21 protein-coding genes and 1 other RNA gene are annotated in these 19,391 nt (G+C 63.9%); 13 read left to right on the forward strand and 9 right to left on the reverse strand.

Going from position 1 to position 19,391, the window contains the following annotated elements:
* Window positions 1-112: 112 nt before the first annotated feature.
* Genes BLP76_RS18765 through BLP76_RS07035 form a run of 3 tightly spaced genes read right to left on the reverse strand, consistent with a single transcriptional unit; the run spans window position 113 to window position 2,165 of the window.
* A complete protein-coding gene (locus tag BLP76_RS18765; RefSeq protein WP_170130444.1) occupies window positions 113-280 on the reverse strand; it encodes a hypothetical protein in 168 nt (55 codons plus the stop codon).
* The gene (gene metF / locus BLP76_RS07030) at window positions 265-1,158 is read right to left on the reverse strand and encodes a methylenetetrahydrofolate reductase [NAD(P)H] (protein ID WP_092810974.1); all 894 of its coding nucleotides are present in this window, start codon (window positions 1,156-1,158) and stop codon (window positions 265-267) included. Before metF ends, BLP76_RS18765 begins: the two co-directional genes overlap by 16 nt.
* Window positions 1,155-2,165 carry an ArsR/SmtB family transcription factor gene (locus tag BLP76_RS07035; RefSeq protein ID WP_092810976.1) on the reverse strand — a complete coding sequence of 337 codons (1,011 nt, stop codon included), beginning with the start codon at window positions 2,163-2,165 and terminating at the stop codon, window positions 1,155-1,157. The genes metF and BLP76_RS07035 overlap by 4 nt, the downstream gene beginning before the upstream one ends.
* Window positions 2,166-2,353: 188 nt before the next feature.
* Here BLP76_RS07035 and BLP76_RS07040 point away from each other — a divergent pair, with 188 nt between their 5' ends.
* The 3 genes from BLP76_RS07040 (at window position 2,354) to BLP76_RS07050 (ending at window position 3,774) form a co-directional block, all read left to right on the forward strand.
* Complete coding sequence (locus BLP76_RS07040) at window positions 2,354-2,932, forward strand: TrmO family methyltransferase domain-containing protein (RefSeq protein ID WP_092810978.1); 579 nt, start codon at window positions 2,354-2,356, stop codon at window positions 2,930-2,932.
* 261 nt (window positions 2,933-3,193) lie between these two features.
* On the forward strand, window positions 3,194-3,397 hold the full coding sequence (locus BLP76_RS07045) for a cold-shock protein (RefSeq protein WP_092810980.1): 204 nt from the start codon (window positions 3,194-3,196) through the stop codon (window positions 3,395-3,397).
* Window positions 3,398-3,528: 131 nt separating this feature from the next.
* The gene (locus tag BLP76_RS07050) at window positions 3,529-3,774 is read left to right on the forward strand and encodes a KTSC domain-containing protein (protein WP_092810982.1); all 246 of its coding nucleotides are present in this window, start codon (window positions 3,529-3,531) and stop codon (window positions 3,772-3,774) included.
* A 6-nt stretch (window positions 3,775-3,780) separates the two neighbouring features.
* Here the strand turns inward: BLP76_RS07050 and BLP76_RS07055 are convergent, their stop codons facing one another.
* Entirely contained in the window at window positions 3,781-3,981 is a 201-nt protein-coding gene (locus BLP76_RS07055; protein ID WP_092810984.1) for a DUF2905 domain-containing protein, read from the reverse strand.
* A 29-nt stretch (window positions 3,982-4,010) separates the two neighbouring features.
* Window positions 4,011-4,463 (reverse strand): peptide-methionine (R)-S-oxide reductase MsrB, encoded by a 453-nt coding sequence (msrB, locus tag BLP76_RS07060; RefSeq protein WP_092810986.1) that lies wholly within the window; start codon window positions 4,461-4,463, stop codon window positions 4,011-4,013.
* 220 nt (window positions 4,464-4,683) lie between these two features.
* Here msrB and BLP76_RS07065 point away from each other — a divergent pair, with 220 nt between their 5' ends.
* The gene (locus tag BLP76_RS07065) at window positions 4,684-4,866 is read left to right on the forward strand and encodes a hypothetical protein (protein ID WP_092810988.1); all 183 of its coding nucleotides are present in this window, start codon (window positions 4,684-4,686) and stop codon (window positions 4,864-4,866) included.
* A gap of 61 nt (window positions 4,867-4,927) precedes the next feature.
* On the opposite strand, the gene BLP76_RS07070 is transcribed toward BLP76_RS07065, so the two are convergent.
* Window positions 4,928-8,836, reverse strand: a complete 3,909-nt coding sequence (locus BLP76_RS07070) for a hydantoinase B/oxoprolinase family protein (RefSeq protein ID WP_092810990.1) — start codon at window positions 8,834-8,836, stop codon at window positions 4,928-4,930.
* A gap of 114 nt (window positions 8,837-8,950) precedes the next feature.
* Here BLP76_RS07070 and BLP76_RS07075 point away from each other — a divergent pair, with 114 nt between their 5' ends.
* From BLP76_RS07075 to rnpB, 5 genes are all read left to right on the forward strand, one after another.
* Entirely contained in the window at window positions 8,951-9,922 is a 972-nt protein-coding gene (locus BLP76_RS07075) for a TRAP transporter substrate-binding protein (protein WP_092810992.1), read from the forward strand.
* A gap of 57 nt (window positions 9,923-9,979) precedes the next feature.
* Complete coding sequence (locus BLP76_RS07080) at window positions 9,980-10,537, forward strand: TRAP transporter small permease (protein WP_092810994.1); 558 nt, start codon at window positions 9,980-9,982, stop codon at window positions 10,535-10,537.
* The gene (locus tag BLP76_RS07085; RefSeq protein ID WP_092810996.1) at window positions 10,537-11,841 is read left to right on the forward strand and encodes a TRAP transporter large permease; all 1,305 of its coding nucleotides are present in this window, start codon (window positions 10,537-10,539) and stop codon (window positions 11,839-11,841) included. The genes BLP76_RS07080 and BLP76_RS07085 overlap by 1 nt, the downstream gene beginning before the upstream one ends.
* 3 nt (window positions 11,842-11,844) lie before the next feature.
* On the forward strand, window positions 11,845-12,375 hold the full coding sequence (locus BLP76_RS07090) for a winged helix DNA-binding protein (protein WP_092810998.1): 531 nt from the start codon (window positions 11,845-11,847) through the stop codon (window positions 12,373-12,375).
* A gap of 50 nt (window positions 12,376-12,425) precedes the next feature.
* Window positions 12,426-12,860, forward strand: an RNA gene (gene rnpB / locus BLP76_RS07095) — RNase P RNA component class A.
* A 16-nt stretch (window positions 12,861-12,876) separates the two neighbouring features.
* Here rnpB and BLP76_RS07100 read toward each other — a convergent pair.
* From BLP76_RS07100 to BLP76_RS07110, 3 genes are all read right to left on the reverse strand, one after another.
* Complete coding sequence (locus tag BLP76_RS07100; protein ID WP_244665211.1) at window positions 12,877-13,578, reverse strand: lytic transglycosylase domain-containing protein; 702 nt, start codon at window positions 13,576-13,578, stop codon at window positions 12,877-12,879.
* Window positions 13,579-13,707: 129 nt separating this feature from the next.
* Window positions 13,708-14,466, reverse strand: a complete 759-nt coding sequence (locus BLP76_RS07105) for a peptidoglycan recognition protein family protein (RefSeq protein ID WP_092811000.1) — start codon at window positions 14,464-14,466, stop codon at window positions 13,708-13,710.
* Window positions 14,463-15,179, reverse strand: a complete 717-nt coding sequence (locus tag BLP76_RS07110) for a TerB family tellurite resistance protein (RefSeq protein WP_092811002.1) — start codon at window positions 15,177-15,179, stop codon at window positions 14,463-14,465. Before BLP76_RS07110 ends, BLP76_RS07105 begins: the two co-directional genes overlap by 4 nt.
* Before the next feature lie 615 nt (window positions 15,180-15,794).
* On the opposite strand from BLP76_RS07110, the gene BLP76_RS07115 reads away from it, so the two are divergent.
* The 4 genes from BLP76_RS07115 (at window position 15,795) to BLP76_RS07130 (ending at window position 19,388) form a co-directional block, all read left to right on the forward strand.
* Window positions 15,795-16,262: a division/cell wall cluster transcriptional repressor MraZ gene (locus tag BLP76_RS07115; RefSeq protein ID WP_092811004.1), complete on the forward strand. Its 468-nt coding sequence runs from the start codon at window positions 15,795-15,797 to the stop codon at window positions 16,260-16,262.
* The gene (gene rsmH, locus BLP76_RS07120; RefSeq protein WP_092811007.1) at window positions 16,262-17,284 is read left to right on the forward strand and encodes a 16S rRNA (cytosine(1402)-N(4))-methyltransferase RsmH; all 1,023 of its coding nucleotides are present in this window, start codon (window positions 16,262-16,264) and stop codon (window positions 17,282-17,284) included. The genes BLP76_RS07115 and rsmH overlap by 1 nt, the downstream gene beginning before the upstream one ends.
* Entirely contained in the window at window positions 17,281-17,637 is a 357-nt protein-coding gene (gene ftsL / locus BLP76_RS07125; RefSeq protein WP_092811009.1) for a cell division protein FtsL, read from the forward strand. Before rsmH ends, ftsL begins: the two co-directional genes overlap by 4 nt.
* 137 nt (window positions 17,638-17,774) lie before the next feature.
* The gene (locus tag BLP76_RS07130; RefSeq protein WP_092811378.1) at window positions 17,775-19,388 is read left to right on the forward strand and encodes a peptidoglycan D,D-transpeptidase FtsI family protein; all 1,614 of its coding nucleotides are present in this window, start codon (window positions 17,775-17,777) and stop codon (window positions 19,386-19,388) included.
* The last annotated feature ends 3 nt before the right edge of the window (window positions 19,389-19,391 follow it).

Genomic DNA, 19,391 nt, shown 5'->3' on the forward strand with positions numbered 1-19,391 from the left:
CTAAACCGCTGGTATTTCGGAGAGAATCTGACTGCGGCGACCTGCCGCATGAAGAGAACAATGCGTCGCAATGACGAAAAACATTCCTGTCAGCAATGTTTGGCGTTAGACTTTAGGCGTAAAAGATGCGGGAGGATGCCATGAACCTGGCGAAATCAATCAACATGATCGCCTTGATATCTGCCTTTGTCTTTATCTGCGCGATCGTGCTGGGCGCGGTGTGATATCGGCGACGTTCAACTCTTCTTCGGCTGCGCGGCGTGCTCATGCCGCGCAGCATGTCCTTTCCCCTTCGAAAATTCTTGCCGCTTTCAAGACCGCCGAGACGAGGCGGTGCTGGTTCATCGTGTAGATATGAAAGCCGGAGACGCCGCGTTGCGCGAGGTCGTCGATCTGGCGCGCGGCGAGGTCGACCGCGGCTTCGAAATGCGCCTCGCCTGAAAGCTCCGATAGCGGCAGAAGATGCGGCGGGATGCGCGCGCCGCAGCGGCCGGCAAAGGAATGCACGGCGGCGAAGCGGTGCACTGGCAGGATGCCCGGCACGATTGGGATCGTGATGCCGGCGGCCGCAACCTTCTCCACATACCGTTCAAAATCGTCATTGTCGTAGAAGAACTGCGTCAGGGCACGGGTCGCGCCGGCCTCGACCTTGCGCTTCAGGATGTCGATCTCGGTGTCCCAGTCAGGGCTTTCCGGATGGCGCTCCGGATAGGCGCTGACGGAGATCTCGAAATCGTCGATGCGGCGAAGGCCCCGGATCAAGTCGGCCGTATCGGTGTAGCCCTCTGGATGCGGGGCGTAGGGCGTGCCGGGCCCCTCCGGCGGGTCGCCGCGCAACGCCACGAAATGCCTGACGCCGAAGGTCTGAAAGGTCGCGATCGCCTCGTTCGTCTCGGAGCAGGCGGCAGAGACGCAGGTAAGATGCGCGGCCGTCGGCAGGCCGACTTCCTGCGTCAGCATCTCCACCGCCGCGAAAGAGCGGTCCTTCGACGTACCGCCGGCGCCATAGGTGACGGAAACGAAATCCGGCGCAAAGGCTTTGAGCCGTTCTGCCGTGTCTTTGAAGGCGGCGAATTGCTCGGGCTTCTTGGGCGGAAAGAACTCGAATGAGAGCTCGAGCCTCTTCGGTCCGTCGGCGTGGTGGGCTGCAGGCGTCATGCGAGCGCTCCTTCCTGGAGGGGTTCCGCGTCTTCGTCGGCCTCGGCCTTGAAGGCTGTCGCGATGGTGACCGTCAAATGCTCGTCCTCTCTGGCCGGAGACTTGGGGGCGAGATGCTGGATGGAGAATTGCTCGAGGGCGGTGGCCGACAGCCATTGCGTGAGCTGCTCGTCGGAGAAGCCGAGCCTCAGATGCGCGTGGTTCTGGCGCAGGAATTCCAGATGATGGGGGGCGAAGTCGACGACGAGCAGCATCCCGCCGGGCGCCAGAACCCGCGCCGCCTCCGAAAGGGCGGCCCGCGGGTCTTCCAGAAAATGCAGGACCTGGTGGATGACGACGACGTCAAAGAACGCGCGTGGCAGGGGAAGGTTGAGCGCGTCGCCGCTGCGCAGCCTGACATGCGAGAGGCCCGCACGTTCAAGGCTGGTTCTTGCAAGCGCCAGCATCTGCGGCGAGCGATCGATGCCCGTCAGCCGCTCGGCGCAATCGGCAAGAAGTTCGAGCATGCGGCCGGTGCCGGTGCCGATGTCGAGCAGCGAGCGGCAATGGTGGCCGCTCAGCCTGGCACGGATTGCCGCCTCGACCTCCTTTTCCGGCACGTGCAGGGAACGCAGGCGATCCCATTCCTCGGCATGGCGCGCGAAATAGAGCTCGGCCGTTTCCTGGTTGCGGCGGCGAATGAGCTCCAGCCTGTCGCGATCGCGGCGCAAATCCGTCTCGTTGCGCAAGGGATCCGTCTGCATGGCGGCAAGGGCCGCGTGTGCCAGGGTCGCCGCTTCGCCGTCGGAGGCCAGCCGGTAATAGACATGCGCGCCTTCCGGCAGCCGGCGAATGATGTCGGCTTCCGTCAGAATCTTCAGATGCCGGGAGATGCGCGGCTGCGACTGGCCAAGGATTTCCACGAGCTCCTTGACGGGGCGCTCGCCCTCGGCAAGCAGCGCCACAAGGCGGAGCCGGGTTTCATCGGCGAGCGCCTGAGCGGCGCGCGAGAGCTTCGTCAGGCCCATCAAGATCTCTTCCAGAAAGATATAAAGATAGCATTATATCTTTTTGCCGAATGGCGCAACGGTCGACATGCGTCGACCTGCCGGGACGGATCGTTCCGCAGCCAACATCTCGTCGCCTCCTGCTTGCGACGCTCTCACGCTTGAACCGTGCCGCCACCTTCGCCTAACTCGTCCTTGAGGAGAGACGCATGGCGGAAGATCGGAAGGAATTCGAGACGGCAGGCTCTGGCTCGGGGCACGAAAAGCCGGATGTCGGATCCCGCTCGTGGGAGAATCCGACGCGGGACGGGGAGATCGCACTCGCCTTCGACCCCGGCAAGCAGGCGCCCGATGCAGGTCTCGTCTATATCGGTCATGCCAAGACGCCGTGGGTGGGACCCGGCGAATGCCCACGCAATATCGGGCAGGCGCGCGAGCGAGCGGAGGCTGATCAGGGTCTGCGCTTTTCGCTGCAGATCGACGAGCCCTACCGGCCAGGCCTCGCCGATTATCGGCCGGGCCAGGCGGTCTTCGTGCTCATGTGGATGGACGGTGCACGACGCGATCTCATCGTTCAGGCACCGAAGCACCGCGAGCATCCGGCCGGCGTCTTCTCTTTGCGCTCTCCCGTGCGGCCCAATCCGATCGGGTTGTCGCTCGTCTCCGTGCGGGAGGTCGACCGGGAGAGAGGTGTGATCGTCGTCGATGCCTTGGATTGTCTCGATGGCACGCCGATCATCGATTTGAAGCCCTGGACGCAGATGGCCGACATTCCGACGGCGCGCTGAGTTTCAGAGCGGGCGTCCTTTCAAGGCGGGCTATTGAGGGTTTCGGCCGCAGCCGTCGGGGCTCAGCTTGTTCGTGCCGCAGTGGGCCTTGAAACCGCCGTCTTCGGCATCCATATGGTTGGCATCTGAGGGGCGGCTTGCAAGCTGCCCGCGCCACAAGCCCCGCGAAAGCCGGGCGGCGCATATTCCCAATCAATCAATCACATCGCTGAACGCAGCCGCGGAGCGCGGCGCGAAAGTGAGTCAAAGGACACCCGAATTATGCATACAGGCAACGTTGTCTGGTTCGACACCCGCCGAGGCTTCGGCTTTATCCGCCCCGATGAGGGCGCCGACATTTTTGTTCACCGCACCGCGCTTGAGCGCGCCGGGCTGGCGACGCTTCAGCCCGACCAGATCGTCTTCTTCGACGTCGAGATGCGCGATGGCGCTCCGACGGCGACGGATCTGACCGCCCTCAATTGAGGCGGAGCCCCGGTCTTGGGGACACGAACATTTTTCTTGGACGGGCCGCCGCGTGCGGCCCGTTTCGATTCCGGGCTGCTGCTTCGGGCGGTTGTGCCCGGCAGGTCGCCCCAGCCTTTCGGCGGCCCTAGATGCTCCTCCTGATGGAGGTCATCGAGCACAGTTTCGGCTCCGAAGCCCTGGAGCGGGCTCTCTACGTGCCCGCGCGATGCCTGCTTTTCATCGCCTTCCGGAGCGGCCGCATCTATCGCTACGAAGGCGTCTCCGAGGCGACGTTTCGCGACCTCCTCGCGGCGCCGTCGGCCGGCGCGTTCTTCAACGAAACCTTGCGCCATTATCCCTACAGCGAGGTGCGTGACCTTTCGCAAGCCTATTGACGAGGCTCAGCGATTGAAAAACCACAGGATGAGCGAGAGGACGAGGCTCACGATCACCATCGTTGTGATCGGAAAATAGAACGAGAAATTCTCCCGTTCGACCGCGATATCGCCGGGCAGGCGGAAGAGGCCGAACCTTGAAAGGAGCGGCCACAGAAGGCCCGCCGCGACGAGGGCGAGCCCAATGAGGATCAGCGTCTTCGACATCGTGCCGTGTCAGCTCACAGACGTGCCCGTTATTCCTTATCGAATTCGAGCGCGGCTGAGTTCATGCAATAGCGCAGACCCGTCGGGCGCGGCCCGTCGGGGAAGACGTGACCCAGATGGCTGTCGCAGCGCGCACAGCGTGTCTCGATGCGGCGCATGCCGTGGGAATTGTCCTCGATCTCGCGCACATGTTCCGGATCGAAGGGCTCGTAGAAGCTCGGCCAGCCGGTGCCGGATTCGAATTTCGTCACCGAACGGAAGAGTGGCAGGCTGCAGAGCCTGCAGGTGTAGACGCCGTCCTCCTTGTTGGTGAGAAGGCCGCCGCAGAACGGCGTCTCCGTGCCGTGGTCGAGCATGATGTGGCGCTCTTCCGGCGTCAGCTTTTCAGCGAGCCTGTCGCGTTCTTCACCGCGGATCGGCGTCAGATCGTAGCCGGATTGCGAAACATGCTGGCCATCGGTCCGGGCGGCAGTGTCAATCATGAGAAATCTCCCTGTTTGAAGAGGCATATAGGGAGCAATCGCCCGCTGCGAAGACGTGTCCGGGCGATCGAAGAGGTTCTTCTGAACATGACGAGGGTGGGGTGCGTATCGCAAGGCCCACGGGGCCCGACGGAGACCTGACGGAGAGGGGAGGTGCCGCGTCGCGGGAACGATCCGCGCGGGTCGGCATTGTGGCACGGGATGAAAAACGGAGAACAAAATGGCGGAAAGCTCGGGCGGTAACACCTTCCTCGCCTTCATGGTCGGGGCGCTTCTCGTCCTCGTCGTCATCCTCTTCCTGGCACTCGGCGGCGTGAACATCTTCACAGGTGGCGGAGGCGGTGGGCCGGACGTGAACGTCGACATCCAGGCGCCTGCGCCGGGCGACGGCGGCGGTAGCTGAGCACGCGACACGATTTTCTCAGACGGCGCGGAGAGTTTTCGCGCCGTCCGTGTTTGAGGGTTCAGGCCGCCCCAAATCCCCCGCCGGTCGGGGTGGTGACGATCACCGCTTCGCCGGCCTTCAGGATGGTCTGATCTGCGCCTTCGAGTTCTTCGAGACTTCCATCGAGGCGGCGGATCTCGGTTTTGCCGACTTGACCGGCTTCGCCGCCCTTGAGGCCGTGCGGAGCGATCTTTCGGTGGGAGGAGAGGATGGCGCAGTCCATCTCTTCGAGGAAGCGGATGGTGCGGCTTGTGCCCGATCCTGCCGAGAATTCTCCGCGTCCGCCCGAGCCGTAGCGGATATGAAAATCCTCAAGCAGCACCGGATAGCGCATCTCCAGGACTTCCGGATCGGTGAGGCGCGAATTGGTCATGTGGACGTGGACACCATCGGTGCCGTCGAAGCCGGTGCCGTCGTTCATCGCTCCGGCCGGTGAGCCGGAACAGATCGTCTCGTAATATTGGTAGGTGGCGTTGCCGAAGGTGAGGTTGTTCATCGTGCCTTCGGAGGCGGCCATGGCGCCGAGCGCGCCGAAGAGGGCGTTTGTCACCTGCTGGCTCGTCTCGACATTGCCGGCGACGACGGCGCGCGGATATTCCGGTGACAGCATCGAGCCTTTCGGAAGTACGATCTCAATCGGCTCCAGGCAGCCGGCATTCATCGGTATGTCGGCCTCCACCATGACGCGGAAGGCATAAAGCACGGCGGCGCGCGTCACCGGGGCAGGGGCGTTGAAGTTGTTCTCCTTGGCTTCCGACGTGCCGGTGAAATCGACCTTGGCGGAACGGTTCTCCTTGTCGACCGTGATCGCCACCTTGATGACGGCGCCCTGGTCGGTTTCGACGGAGAATTCCGAATCCTTCAGGCTCTCGATGACGCGGCGGACGCTTTCGGCCGCATTGTCGCGGACATGGCGCATATAGGCCTGCACCACGTCGAGGCCGAACTCCGCAACCATCTTGCGCATTTCGGCGACGCCCTTTTCGTTGGCGGCGATCTGCGCCTTCAAATCGGCGATGTTCTGGTCCGGATTGCGGCAGGGATAGGCGTGGTCGGTCAGAAGCTCGCGGAGTGCGTCTTCGCGAAAACGGCCCTGATCGACGAGTTTGAAATTGTCAATCAGAACGCCTTCTTCGTCGACATTCGTCGCCCGCGGCGTCATCGAGCCCGGCGCCACGCCGCCGACATCGGCATGGTGGCCGCGCGAGGCGACCCAGAAGAGGATGCGTGGCTTGCGCTCCGACCTGGCAGCCTGCTCCGTTCCTCTCCCCGCCGGGGAGAGGTCGGCTGCGCGAAGCGCGGGCCGGGTGAGGGGGGCTGAGTCCGACCCCTCACCCGACGTCTCCTCCTGCGTTGGAGACGCCACCCTCTCCCCGGTGGGGAGAGGAATGGTGTTTGCCGCATCCTGAGTGTCGCGAGCCGCTGTCTCGTCGTCTTTGATCTCCTCAAAAACCGGCGTGACGACGGTGATGTCGGGCAGATGCGTGCCGCCATTGTAGGGGGCGTTGAGCGCGTAGACGTCGCCGGGGCGAATGTCTGGGTTCTTCTCGCGCACCGTCTCCACTGAGCGGTCCATGGAGCCCAAATGCACCGGCATATGCGGGGCGTTGGCAACGAGCGTGCCGTTTGGTCCGAAGACGGCGCAGGAGAAGTCGAGCCGCTCCTTGATGTTCACCGAATAGGCGGTGTTCTGCAGCGTCACGCCCATCTGCTCGGCGATCGACATGAAAAGGTTGTTGAAGATTTCGAGAAGCACAGGATCGGCCTTGGTGCCGATCGCGTGGTCGCGCTCCATCGCCTCGGTGCGCGTCAGGATGACATGGTTCTTCGCCGTGATCTCTGCCGACCAGCCGGGCTCTATGACGATCGTCTGATGGTCCTCGATGATGAGGGCCGGGCCCTTCAGACGGGCGCCGGGGGAGAGCTCGGCGCGCTGCGCGATCGCCGCCTCATGCCAGGCGCCGGCCGAAAAGAAGCGGGTGGCGGATTGCGGCCGCACATCCTCGGAGATCGTGTCCGTTTCCGGCTCGTCGATGTCGGCGCCGCCGCCGACGGCCTCCACTTCCACCTGCTCGGCAATCAGGGGCTTGTCGTCGTAGATGAAGCCGAACTGGGCGCGATGCGCGTCTTCGAAGGCGGAGCGCATTTCGGCCGCGTTGCCGAACGTCACCGGGATCGGTGTGTCGGTGCCCTCGTAGCGCAGATGCGCCTTGGCGATAATCGAGATGGCTGAATCGCTTATCGCCTGATCTTGAAGCTCTCTGCGGGCCTCTTCCTCAAGTTCTGATTCAACGCGTTGAAGTTCTGATTCAGAATCCGCTTCGAGCGGCAGGACCGTGGCGCGGCTCTTGTTGGCACGCACGTCGGCGAGGCCCATGCCGTAGGCCGAGAGAACGCCGGAGAGCGGGTGAATATGCACCTTCTGCATGCCGAGACGGTCGGCAATCTGGCAGGCGTGCTGGCCGCCGGCGCCGCCGAAGCAGGAGAGCGCGTAATGGGTGACGTCGTGGCCGCGCTCGACCGAGATCTTCTTGATGGCGTTCGCCATGTTTTCGACGGCGATTTTCAAAAAGCCATCGGCAATCTCCTCCGGCGTGCGGTGCCTGCCGTTCTCGTCCGGTCCGATCTCCTTGGCGAGCGCTTCGAACCCCTGTTTTACCGCCTCGATATCGAGCGGCTCGTCCTGGTTCGGACCAAAGATCGCCGGGAAATTTGTCGCCTGGATCTTCCCGGCCATGATGTTGGCGTCGGTGACGGTGAGGGGGCCTCCGCGGCGGTAGGCGGCCGGTCCGGGATCGGCGCCGGCCGAGGCGGGCCCGACCTGAAAGCGGCCCGAGGCATAAGAGAGGATCGAGCCGCCGCCGGCGGCCACCGTGTGAATGCGCATCATCGGGGCGCGCATCCTGACCCCCGCCACTTCCGTCTCGAAGGCGCGTTCAAGGTCGCCCGCATAATGCGACACGTCGGTCGAGGTGCCGCCCATGTCGAAGCCGATGATCTTGTCGAGACCGGCCATCTTTGCGGTCTCGGTGGCGCCGACGACGCCGGCGGCAGGGCCTGACAGGATCGCGTCCTTGCCGGCGAAAAGTTCGGCCGCCGTCAACCCGCCCGAAGACATCATGAACATGAGGCGGGGGGCATCGAGATCGTGCGGCTCGGCCGGGTCCGCCGTTTCCTTGATGCCGAGATCGCGGGCGACGCGGGCGATGTAGCGGGCGAGGATCGGCGAGAGATAGGCATCGACCACCGTGGTGTCGCCGCGGCCGACGAGTTTGACGAGCGGTGACGTTTCGTGGCTGACGGAGACCTGGGTGAAGCCCATGTCGCGGGCGATTTCCGCGACGGTTGCCTCGTGCTCGGGGTATTTCCAGGCATGCATGAAGACGATCGCGAGTGCGTCGAAGCCGTCGTCCTTCAAGGCTTGAAGCGTCTTGCGGATCGCCGCTTCGTCGGGCGCGGCTTCCACCGTGCCATCGGCACGCACGCGCTCGTCGATCTCCTCGACGCGGTCATAGAGGAGGTCCGGGAGGACGATCTTTTTGGCGAAGATATCGGGCCGCGCCTGATAGCCGATCCTGAGCGCGTCTCGGAAACCTCGGGTGATCAAGAGGGCCGTGCGCTCGCCCTTGCGCTCCAGGAGAGCGTTGGTGGCGACCGTCGTGCCCATCTTGACCGCGCCGATCTTCTCCGACGGCATTTTCTCGCCAGCCGGAACCTCGAGAAAGCGGCGGATCGCCTCGATCGCCGCGTCGTCATAGGCGCCCGGATTTTCCGACAGGAGCTTCATCGCAGAGAGTGCGCCCGCGGGATTGCGGGCCACGACATCCGTGAAGGTGCCGCCCCTATCGATCCAGAAGTCCCATTTCCCGCCGGCTTCCGATTGTGCCACGATCGTCTCTCCCGTCGCTCGACTGGCTATCGGAAGCATGTCGGGAAGAAAACGTCAACACAACGTTGACAAATCGTTGGGGTGCGAACAGTCTCGGCACAGCTGCGGGACGCCGGCTCGGGCTCTCGCGAAAAACCAAGAGGGAGAGCATCGATGTACAAGACCTTTCTAGGGGCGCTTGCGGCCACCGGCTTTGCCGTTACGGCGGCGCAGGCGCAGACCGCCTGGGACATGCCGACGCCCTATGGCGACAGCAATTTCCACACCCAGAACATCGCCCAGTTCGCCGAGGACGTGAAAGAGGCGACGGGCGGCGATCTCACCATCACCGTCCATTCGGCGGGATCGCTGTTCAAGCATCCGGAGATCAAGGATGCGGTGCGCAAGGGGCTGGTGCCGATCGGCGAGGTGCTCGTCTCGCGCCTGTCCAATGAAGACCCGATTTTTGGGCTCGATTCCGTGCCCTTCGTGGCGACGAGCTATGACGATGCCAAGAAGCTCTACGACGCGCAGAAGCCGGAGCTCGAAAAGGTTCTCGATCAGCAGGGCCTGACGCTTCTCTATTCGGTGCCGTGGCCGCCGCAGGGGCTTTACACCACCAAGGAAGTGACGAAGGTCGTAGATCTCGCCGGCCTCAAGATGCGCGCCTACAACGCCGCGACGGAGCGGCTTGCCCAGCTTGCAGGCGCGGTGCCGACACAGGTCGAAGTGCCCGATCTGCCGACCGCCTTTTCCACGGGCCGGGTCGAAGCCATGGTGACGTCTCCCTCGACGGGCGCCAATTCCAAGGCCTGGGATTACGTCAAAATCTATACGAACACGCAGGCCTGGCTGCCGAAGAACATGGTCTTCGTGAACAAGCGGGCTTTCCAGAGCCTCTCGGAGGACGACCAGAAGGCGGTGATGGACGCCGCTGCTGCTGCCGAGACGCGCGGCTGGGAAGCCTCCAAGACGGAGACCGAGGAGAAGACCCAGGAGCTCAAGGATAACGGCATGACGGTCGAAGAGCCGACCGACGAGCTGATGAGCGGTCTGAAGAAGATCGGTGAGACGATGGCCTCGGAATGGAGCGAGGAAGCGGGCGATTCTGGCAAGGCCGTTCTGGAAAACTACAAGAGCATGTGAGGCAACCCGGCCGGCTCAGATCTGAGCCGGCCGCTTCCATTCGAGCGGAGGACAACGATGCGCAAGGCGCTCGATATGCTCTATGCCGCCTCCGGGGTTGCCGCGGCTGCCGCGATCGTCGCGATCGCAGTCCTCGTCTCCGTTCAGGTGCTCGGGCGCGTGGCCGACAAGGTGCTGCAGTTTCTGGGCTACCCCGTCTACGGCTTTCTCATCCCGTCGCTTGCCGAAATCTGCGGCTTTCTGTTGGTGGCGGCCTCATTTCTGGCGCTCGCTTCGACGTTGCGTCACGGCGTGCATATCCGCGTCAATCTCCTCCTGCAGTCGGTGCCCGAGGCGGCGCAGCGCCCGCTCAATGCTCTGGTCCTTACCGCGGGCACGGCGCTCTGCGGTTTCCTCGCCTTTCAGGGGATCAACCTCGTCCTTGAATCCTATCAGTTCGGGGAGGTGTCTTTCGGCATCATTCCGATCCCGCTGTGGATCCCGCAGACCACGATGGCGGCCGGCCTCGTCATCCTGACGATTTCGCTTCTCGACGATCTCCTCGTGCTTCTTCGCGGACAGGTTCCGGTCTTCGCCCAGCACGAGGGCGAGGATCTGGTGGAAGGGCGCGAGTGATGGGTCTCGGCACAATCTCCGCGCTTCTTGCCTTCGGTCTTCTGGGTGCGCTCGCTCTCGGCCTGTGGGTGGCGCTGTCGCTTCTCGGCGTGGCGCTCGTCGCCATTCTTCTGATGACCAACGTGCCGGCCGGAGCGGTGACGGCGACGGCGGCCTGGGGTGCGTCGAACTCCTGGGATTTGACGGCTTTGCCGATGTTCATCTGGATGGGGGAGATCTTGTTTCGCACGCGCCTGTCGGAGGACATGTTCGCCGGCATTTCGCCTTTCATGCGGCGCATCCCGGGAAGGCTCCTGCACGTCAACATCGTCGGCTGCGCCATCTTTGCCGCCGTGTCCGGCTCGTCCGCCGCCACCACGGCCATGATCGGACGCATGTCGCTGCCGGAGCTGCGCGGCCGTGGCTACGACGAAAAGATGGCGATCGGAACGCTCGCCGGGTCGGGCACGCTCGGGCTTTTGATTCCGCCCTCGATCATCCTCATCGTCTATGGCGCGGCGACCGAGCAGTCGATCGCACGTCTCTTCATCGCCGGCATCCTGCCGGGTGCGATGCTCGCCTGTCTCTTCATGGGCTATGTCGTCGTCTGGTCGCTTCTGCGCCGTTCCGGTATGCCCGAGGCCGATCCCTCGACAAGCATGCGGCAGAAGTTTTCGGCGGCGCGGCGGCTGTTGCCTGTCGTTCTTCTCATCGTCGGCGTCATCGGCTCGATCTATGCGGGGCTCGCCGCACCGACGGAGGCGGCGGCGATCGGCGTCATGCTGGCGCTGCTTCTTTCCTGGGTAACGGGGACTCTGACGAGAGCAAGCTTTGCCGAAGCGCTGATGAGTGCCACGCGCACGTCTTGCATGATCGCCTTCATTCTCATGGGGGCGGCGGTGCTGACGGTCGCCATGGGATTTACGGGTATCCCGCGGGAGCTCGCCTCGGCGATCGGCGCGATGGACTTGTCGTTCGCGGCACTTCTGGCGGCCCTCACGCTCCTCTTTATCGTCCTTGGCTGTTTTCTCGACGGCATTTCGGTTGTCGTGCTGACGACCTCGGTCATCCTGCCGATCGTGGAAGCGGCCGGCTTCGATCTCATCTGGTTCGGCATCTATCTCGTTCTTGTCGTGGAAATGAGCCAGATCACGCCGCCCGTCGGTTTCAATCTCTTCGTTCTGCAGGGCATTACGGGGCACAATATCTTCAAGGTGGCGGTGATGGCGCTGCCCTTCTTTCTCATCATGGTGGTGGCGGTGGCGCTGATTGCGGCATTCCCGGAGATCGCGCTCTTCCTGCCGCGCACCATGCTCGCAAGGTGATCCATGGCGGCGACCCCAAAACGAACCACGGAGATCGGCCCGATCGTCTCGGCCGCGCATCTCGCGGAAGGGGAGATGTCCGCGCTGTCGGAAGTCGAATTCGCGCTGGAGATGGCGAACAACGCTTTTTCGCGGTGGATGGTTCGCGGCATGGCCGCCGCTGGCGTGGATGGATTGTCGGCGCTCGACGTCCTCGTTCTTCACACGGTTGCGCATCGCGCACGGATGAAGACGGTCGCCGACATCTGCCTCGTCCTCAACATCGAGGACACGCACACCGTCACCTACACGCTGAAGAAGCTTGAACGGCTCGGCCTCGTTTCCTCCAGCCGGCGCGGCAAGGAGAAGGCGGTCGCCGTCACGAGCGAGGGCGAGGCGGCGTGCCTGCGCTACCGCAAAATCCGCGAGACGCTGCTCGTGGAGGCGGTGAAATCACTCGGTCTCGACGAGACGGAGATGAGCCGGCTCGCCGCTCTGCTCAGGGCGCTCTCCGGCCATTACGACCAGGCGGCACGCTCAGCCGTGTCATTGTAGTCATTGCTCCGGCATTGACGCCGCCTTCTGCCAATGCCACCTGTCCGCCGCCAGCCGGCCGGACGGCCGCTCCACCAAGTCTCGAAAGGGCGGTGGAGAGGAAAGTCCGGGCTCCATGGAAACACGACGCCGGGTAACGCTCGGCGAGGGAAGTCTGTATCGCAAGATGCAGAGGAACCTCAGGGAAAGCGCCACAGAGAGCAGTCTGCCTCTCCGCTTCGGCCGAGAGGTGAGGGTGAAAGGGTGGGGTAAGAGCCCACCGCGGACGCAGCAATGCGGACGGCACGGCAAGCCCCGTCGGGAGCAAGACCGAGAAGGGGCGGCAGGGACGAGCGTCTTCGGGCGCTCACGTCCAGGCCGGTTTCCAGGCCAGCCGCTCGGGTGGGTCGCGAGAAGCGCCGGGTAACCGGCGCTCCAGATGAATGGTCGTCACGTCGCGGGCAACCGCGGCCGTACAGAACCCGGCTTACAGGCCGGCTGGCATATTTTCCCGCTGAAGGATCAGACGGTCGAGCCGGCGGAAGCCAAGGCCGTCTTCACGCGACCGCAATAGGCTGCGGCGCCGGAGGTCATCCGCGTCGCGTAATGGCCGGCGTTGTAGCGCAGAAGCGTGCCGCAGGTGTTGCCGCCGCCGAGTTCATAGGCGCGGGCGAGATAGCGCATGCCCCATTCGAGGTTCGTTTCCGGGTCGTAGAGCGCCTGGATCGAACCGGTGTAGCCGAGGCCGCGGGCCGTCGCCGGCTTGATCTGCATGAGGCCGATCTCTCCGGCGCTGCCGGTGGCGCGCGAATTGAAGCGGCTTTCCACCATCACCACGGCACTGGCGAGTTCCACCGGCACGCCATGCTTTGCGGCGGCCTTGGCGACGAGCGCATGCAGGTCGCTGGCCGGCTTTGCGGTCTTGCCGGCCGTGTCCTTTTTCGCTTCGGCCGTTTTCTCGGTGCGCGCGACGGCGTCGGTGCTGCCGGTGATTTTGGGCGCCGCGTCGTGTGCCCGGGCGATGATGAAGGCTTTCGAGCTGTCGCCTGAGCTGGCCCGTGGCGTACGCGCGGTCTTCTGCGCGGCGGTGCCGCTCTTTTCGGTTGTGGTTTCGGATGCGGCCTGCCGCTGTGCGCCGATGATCAGATCTTTGGAGGCATCATCTGCGAATGCAGGCTGAATGAAAGCGGCTCCAAGCAGGACCGCTGCAATCGTTCTCTTCAACTTTGACCCCTTTACCGGTCTCTTCCGGGCGGGGCGGGTAAAAAGCGCAGATGGCCAGAATGTGCGGGTTCCAAGGTCATTTGATGGAACGCGGCATGTGACGCAGCGGCCGACAAGTCTCTGAACCGACTAAATTTCGTCGATCGCAGCGAGGAGATTGTGCAGCGTGTGGAGCGTCGAATGGTCGACGATGCCGTCGATGCGCTCGGGGCGGAAGTGCCTCTGGAAGGCGGCCACGATCGTCTGGGTGCGCTCGTCATAAACGCCGCTGACCGTGACCCCGTAGCCATAGAGAGCGAGGAGGCTCTGGAGGTCGGCGACGTGCTCGCCTTCAGCGCCGAGAGCGAGGACCGGTTCGGGCGAGGCGGGCTTCGGCGAGACGAAATGGCCGATCCCCGCTTTCGCAAGCTGATGCCAGGGAAAGAGCTCGCCCGGGTCGAGTTTCCGCTCGGGTGCGACGTCGGAATGGCCCAGAACGCGTCGGGCCGGGATTTTGTGGCGTGTCAGGATATCCAGGCAGAGGGCGATAACGCTGTCGATCTGACGGGGGCTGAACGGTGGCAGCGGCTCTCCTTCTTCGAGCGCTGCATGGCCCCAATTGGCGATCTCGATGCCGATCGAGCGGGCATTGATATCGCGCGCGCCGCTCCATGCGGCGCGGCCGGCGTGCCAGGCGCGGTCCTTTTCGTCGACGAGCTGGAGACGGGTGCCGTCCGTGCGGACGAGATAGTGGCAGGAGACTTGCGCCTCCGGATCGCACAGCCGGGCGAGGGCCGCGTCCTCGCTCTCCATACCTGTATAATGCAGGAGAAGGAGATCGATCGGCTCGCCGTTCCGAGAGTTGAAATTGGGAGACGGACGCCACTCAGCGAGGGGGCTGTTGCTCATTGATCGGCGGCCGAGCCTCGCGAGGCGAAGGAGCGGCCGCGGCCGATTTCCTCCCAGGCCGCGTTGATCGCTGCCAGCCGGTCATTGGCGATGGCGACGAATTCCTCGGGCACATTGCGTGCGATCAGGCGATCGGGGTGGTTCTCCCGGACGAGCTCGCGGTAGCGATCGCGCAGCTTTCTTTCGTCCCATGAGGGATCCGCGCCGAGAACCAGCCACGGATCGGCCTGACCCATATGCACGTGACGCGCCCGGATGCGCTCGAAATCCCGGCCTTCGAAACCGAAGATGGCTGCGACCCGCTCCAGATAAGAGAGCTCGCGTTGATGCACGGCACCGTCCGCCTTGGCGATGGCGAAGAGCGCGTCGAGGATGTCCTCCAGCATCGCCGGATCGTCCTGCAGGAGACGGGCGGCGTCCTGCGCGTAGGCCTCGAACCCTGCAATGTCGGCGCTTGCCAGACGATAGATGCGGGCGACGTTCTTCTCATCTGCGGGCGGGACGGTGAAAAGCCTCTCGAAGGTCTCGATCTCTTCGAAGGAGACGATGCCGTCAGCCTTCGCCATTTTCGCCGACAAGGCGATCATCGCGATGGTGAAGGCGATCTCCTTGCGCCTGTCGCTGCCTGAAAGTTGCAGCAGCACGTCGCGCAGGCCGGCGATCGCCGTGCCCGTGCGGTCGAGGAAGTCGGACAGACGCGACCAGATGCTCATGGGTGTCCTGCTGAGGTGGTGAAGCGAACTGCCAGCGGCGTCGGAACCGCTTTTGTGTCCCTAGCGGGGCAAAAGTGTCCAGGCAAGAACAAGAGAACGCCTGCGCGATACTCCCTGCCTGGCGTGAAGCCAGGAGCCTCGATCGCGCGCCTCGAGCCGGAGCCCCCGACAATGAATGAGCAAGGCAGCGCGACGCGAACGTCGCGCTGCCTCGGGCCGCCAGGCCGGCACCCGATCGGCCGGCGGCCGATCCCTTGCCCACTCGTTCTCTAACGGTCGCAACGAGCTTTGCGTTCCGGCCTCTGTCTCTCTGCGTGCGCGTCTTTCGTGATGAGGGAAATGCTTGCCGGCAAAGGGTTTAGGTGATGGGGGCAAGGCCCGCTTACCGCCTGTTTACCTTGTGAGCGCATCTCTTCCAGACCATCAGAACGGTGCTTCGGCCCGCCGGATTCCATTGCAAACCATGGTATCCCATGCTATCCCATGGATACCCGGAATGGATCGGTAATGATGATGCGCGTGGGGTTTTCGGCGCGCCTCGTCTTTCGCGTTTGCGGAATGCCGTGACCTTGCCGGGGAGGGCGGCTCGATGACCGCTATGGGGTGTGCAGGCGTATGGACGGGTTCGTGGCAACCTTCACCAACCGGCTCGATGCGAAGGGCCGGGTGTCGGTGCCTGCCCAGTTCCGGGCGGTGCTTGCGCGGGAAGGGACGGAAGGGCTGTTTTGTTATCCCTCACTCGACCAGGACGCGATCGATTGCGGCGGCTCTCGTCTTCAGGACGAGATCAGCAAGCGCCTGCAAGCCTTCGAGACGTTCTCGGAGGATTACGAGACCCTTTCGACGGCCTTCTACGCCGACAGCCGTCTTCTGAAGATCGATCAGGACGGCCGCATCATGCTTCCCGAGGAGTTCATCGAATTCGCCGGCATCAAGGATGCGGCGGTGTTTGCCGGTCTCGGCCTCAAATTTCAGATCTGGGAGCAGGAGAAATTCCAGGCGCGCCGTCAGGTCGCCCGCTCCAGACTGCGCAGCATCATCCGCTCGCTCGACGGCAAGCGGCCGTCCGAGGACGACGCGTGATGGGCGGGTCGGAAAGCCTGCCGAACAATTCCTCGCATGTGCCGGTGATGCTCGATCCGGTCATGCACGCTCTCAATGTGCGCGCCGACGGGCGCTACATCGACGGGACTTTCGGGGCCGGCGGCTACAGCCGAGCGATCCTCAAGGCGGGCGGTGCTGTTCTGGCGATCGACCGCGATCCGAGTGCGATCGTCGGCGGTGCGTCTCTTCTGGAGGAATACGGGGCGCGTCTGCGTCTCGTGGAAGGCCGTTTCTCCGAGATGGAGGCGATCGCCAAAGACAACGATTTCACGCCCGCCGATGGCGTCGTTCTCGATGTCGGCGTGTCCTCCATGCAGCTCGACCAGGCCGAGCGCGGCTTTTCATTCCGCTTCGACGGTCCGCTCGATATGCGTATGGGGGCGGACGGCGCTTCTGCCGCCGATGTCGTCAATCGTGCATCGATCGGCGATCTTCAGCGCATCATCGGCCATCTCGGTGAGGAGCGTCGGGCCGGACGCATTGCGCGCGCGATCGCCGCGGCCCGCGACGAAGAGCCGATTACGCGCACCGCGACGCTCGCCGCGATCGTCGAGAAGGCTGCGGGCGGGCGTGCTCCGGGCTCGCATATCCATCCCGCGACGCGCACCTTTCAGGCGCTGCGCATCTTCATCAACCGCGAGCTCGACGAGCTCGTCGAAGCGCTTTCCGCGGCCGAGCAGGTTCTGGGCGAGGGCGGTCGGCTGGTCGTCGTCGCCTTCCATTCGCTCGAGGACCGCATCGTCAAACGCTTCCTGCGTCTGCGCAGCGAGGAGCTGCGCGGTTCGCGCCATCAGCCGCTCAATGTCGGCCCGGCGCCGAGCTTTACGGCGCTCAATCGCGGTCTCAAAGCCGATGATGCGGAAACCGCGCGCAATCCACGGTCTCGCTCCGCGGTGCTGCGTGCGGCGGAGCGCACCGCGGCTCCCGCTCACCCTCTCGATATCACGCGCCTCGGTATGCCGCGTCTCGTCGGTGTCGCCGAGCCGGAGGCCTTCGCATGATGCGTGTTCTCAACATCGTCGCCATCGCCGCGGCGCTCATCGCGGCCTTTTCCGTTTTCAATCTGAAGTACCAGGCTGAGGGCGTCGCCAAAGAGGTGGCTGAGCTCCAGCGGCGGGTCGATCAGGAGAAGGAAAGCCTGTCGCTCCTGCGCGCCGAATGGAGCGTTCTCAACCAGCCGAGACGTGTCGAGGAGCTCGTCACGCGGCATGCCGAAGCTCTCGACCTTGCACCCGTCGAGCCGGCGCAACTTGCTGATCCAAGGCAGATACCCATGCGAAGCATCGCCCCGAGCGAGCAGGACCGTGACCTCCTGACCGGCCTCGCCGGCGACCTGGTGGAGAAACTCCAGTGAGCGTCACAACCGAAGCCTTCAAGCCGGACAATTCATGGCGTGAGAGCAGCTGGCGGCATCTCGCTTCGCGCCCGCGCCAGCCGTCGATCACACGTGCCGGCGACAATGAGCGTCTGCGCTGGCGCGTCGTCTTCGCGATGGCCGCCTTCGGCATGCTTTACGCGGTGCTTGCCGGGCGGCTCGTGCATCTGGGTCTCGCCGCCAATGGCGATGATATGCGCACCGCCGGTGCTGCAAGCGCGGTTGCCGCCGCGCGTCCCGATATCGTCGACGAGAACGGCGAGATCCTTGCAACCGACATCAAGACGGCATCGCTTTACGCGGAGCCTCGCCGCATCGTCGATGCCGACGAGGCCGCCGAGCAATTGTCGCTGGTGTTTCCGGATTTCGATCGCGAGCGGTTGCGGCGGGATCTTGCCACCAACGCCGGCTTTCTTTGGCTGAAGCGCGAGATCACGCCGGATCAGCGCCGGCGTGTGCACGAACTCGGCCTGCCGGGCATCGGCTTCGTCTCTGAAAATAGCCGTTTCTACCCTGGCGGCCCGACCGTTTCCCACATTCTGGGTGCGGTCAATGTCGACAATCAGGGCATTGCCGGCATCGAAAAGTATATCGACGACAGCGGCCTTGCCGATCTGCATCAGGCGGGTTTCGCGACCGAACACGGTCTTGAACCGGTCAAGCTCTCCATCGATCTGCGCGTCCAGCATGCGGTCCGCAGCGAGCTCGAGACGGCGATGGGCAAATACACCGCCAAAGCCGCCATCGGCATCGTGCTCGACGTGAAGACCGGCGAAGTCGTCGGCATGAGCTCGCTGCCCGACTTCGATCCGAATATCCCGGCCCAGGCTCTCGACAAGGATCGGCTCAACCGCGCCACCGTCGGCGTCTACGAGATGGGTTCGACCTTCAAGACGTTTACGACGGCCATGGCCCTCGATTCAGGGCTCGTGCACCTGAACGACACGTTCGACGCGAGCAAGCCGCTGCGCATCTCGGGCTTCACCATTCACGATTTCCACGGCAAGCACCGGGCTTTGAGCGTGCCGGAGATCTTCATCTATTCGTCGAATATCGGCACGGCGAAGATGGCGCTCGAATGCGGCATCCCCATGCAGCAGGAATTTTTGGGCAAGCTCGGCCTTCTCGATGAGTTGCGCACCGAATTGCCGGAAGCTGGCGCGCCGCTGAAGCCGCGGGAGTGGACGAAGCTCTCCTCGGTCACGATTTCCTTCGGTCACGGCATTTCCGTATCGCCGCTGCAGACGGCTGCGGCCGGCGCGGCGCTGATGAACGGCGGTTATTATATCCCGCCGACGTTCCTGCCGCGCGACGAGCGGACCGCGGCAGAGCTTTCGCGCCGGGTGGTCAAGCCCGAGACGAGCGCGGACATGCGCAAGCTGATGCGGCTCAACGTTCTCAAAGGTTCCGGCCGCCGGGCCGCCGTTCCGGGCTACCGCGTCGGCGGCAAGACGGGTACCGCGGAAAAGGTGGTGAACGGCAAATACGCAAACGACAAGCGCCGCAACGCCTTCCTCTCGGCTTTTCCAATCGACGATCCCCGCTATCTCGTCCTGGTGGTCATCGACGAACCGAACCCGGAGAAGCCTGGATTGCCCGCCACGGCCGGCATGAATGCCGCCCCCACGACCGCCGCCATCATCCGCCGGATCGCCCCGATGCTCGGCATCAAGCCGCTCCTCACCGATCCTGAAGAGGATCTGGCGACGACCATCGCAGCCATCGAGTAGGTG

Origin of the sequence: Afifella marina DSM 2698, assembly GCF_900102695.1 — a bacterium.
Lineage (GTDB): Bacteria > Pseudomonadota > Alphaproteobacteria > Rhizobiales > Afifellaceae > Afifella > Afifella marina.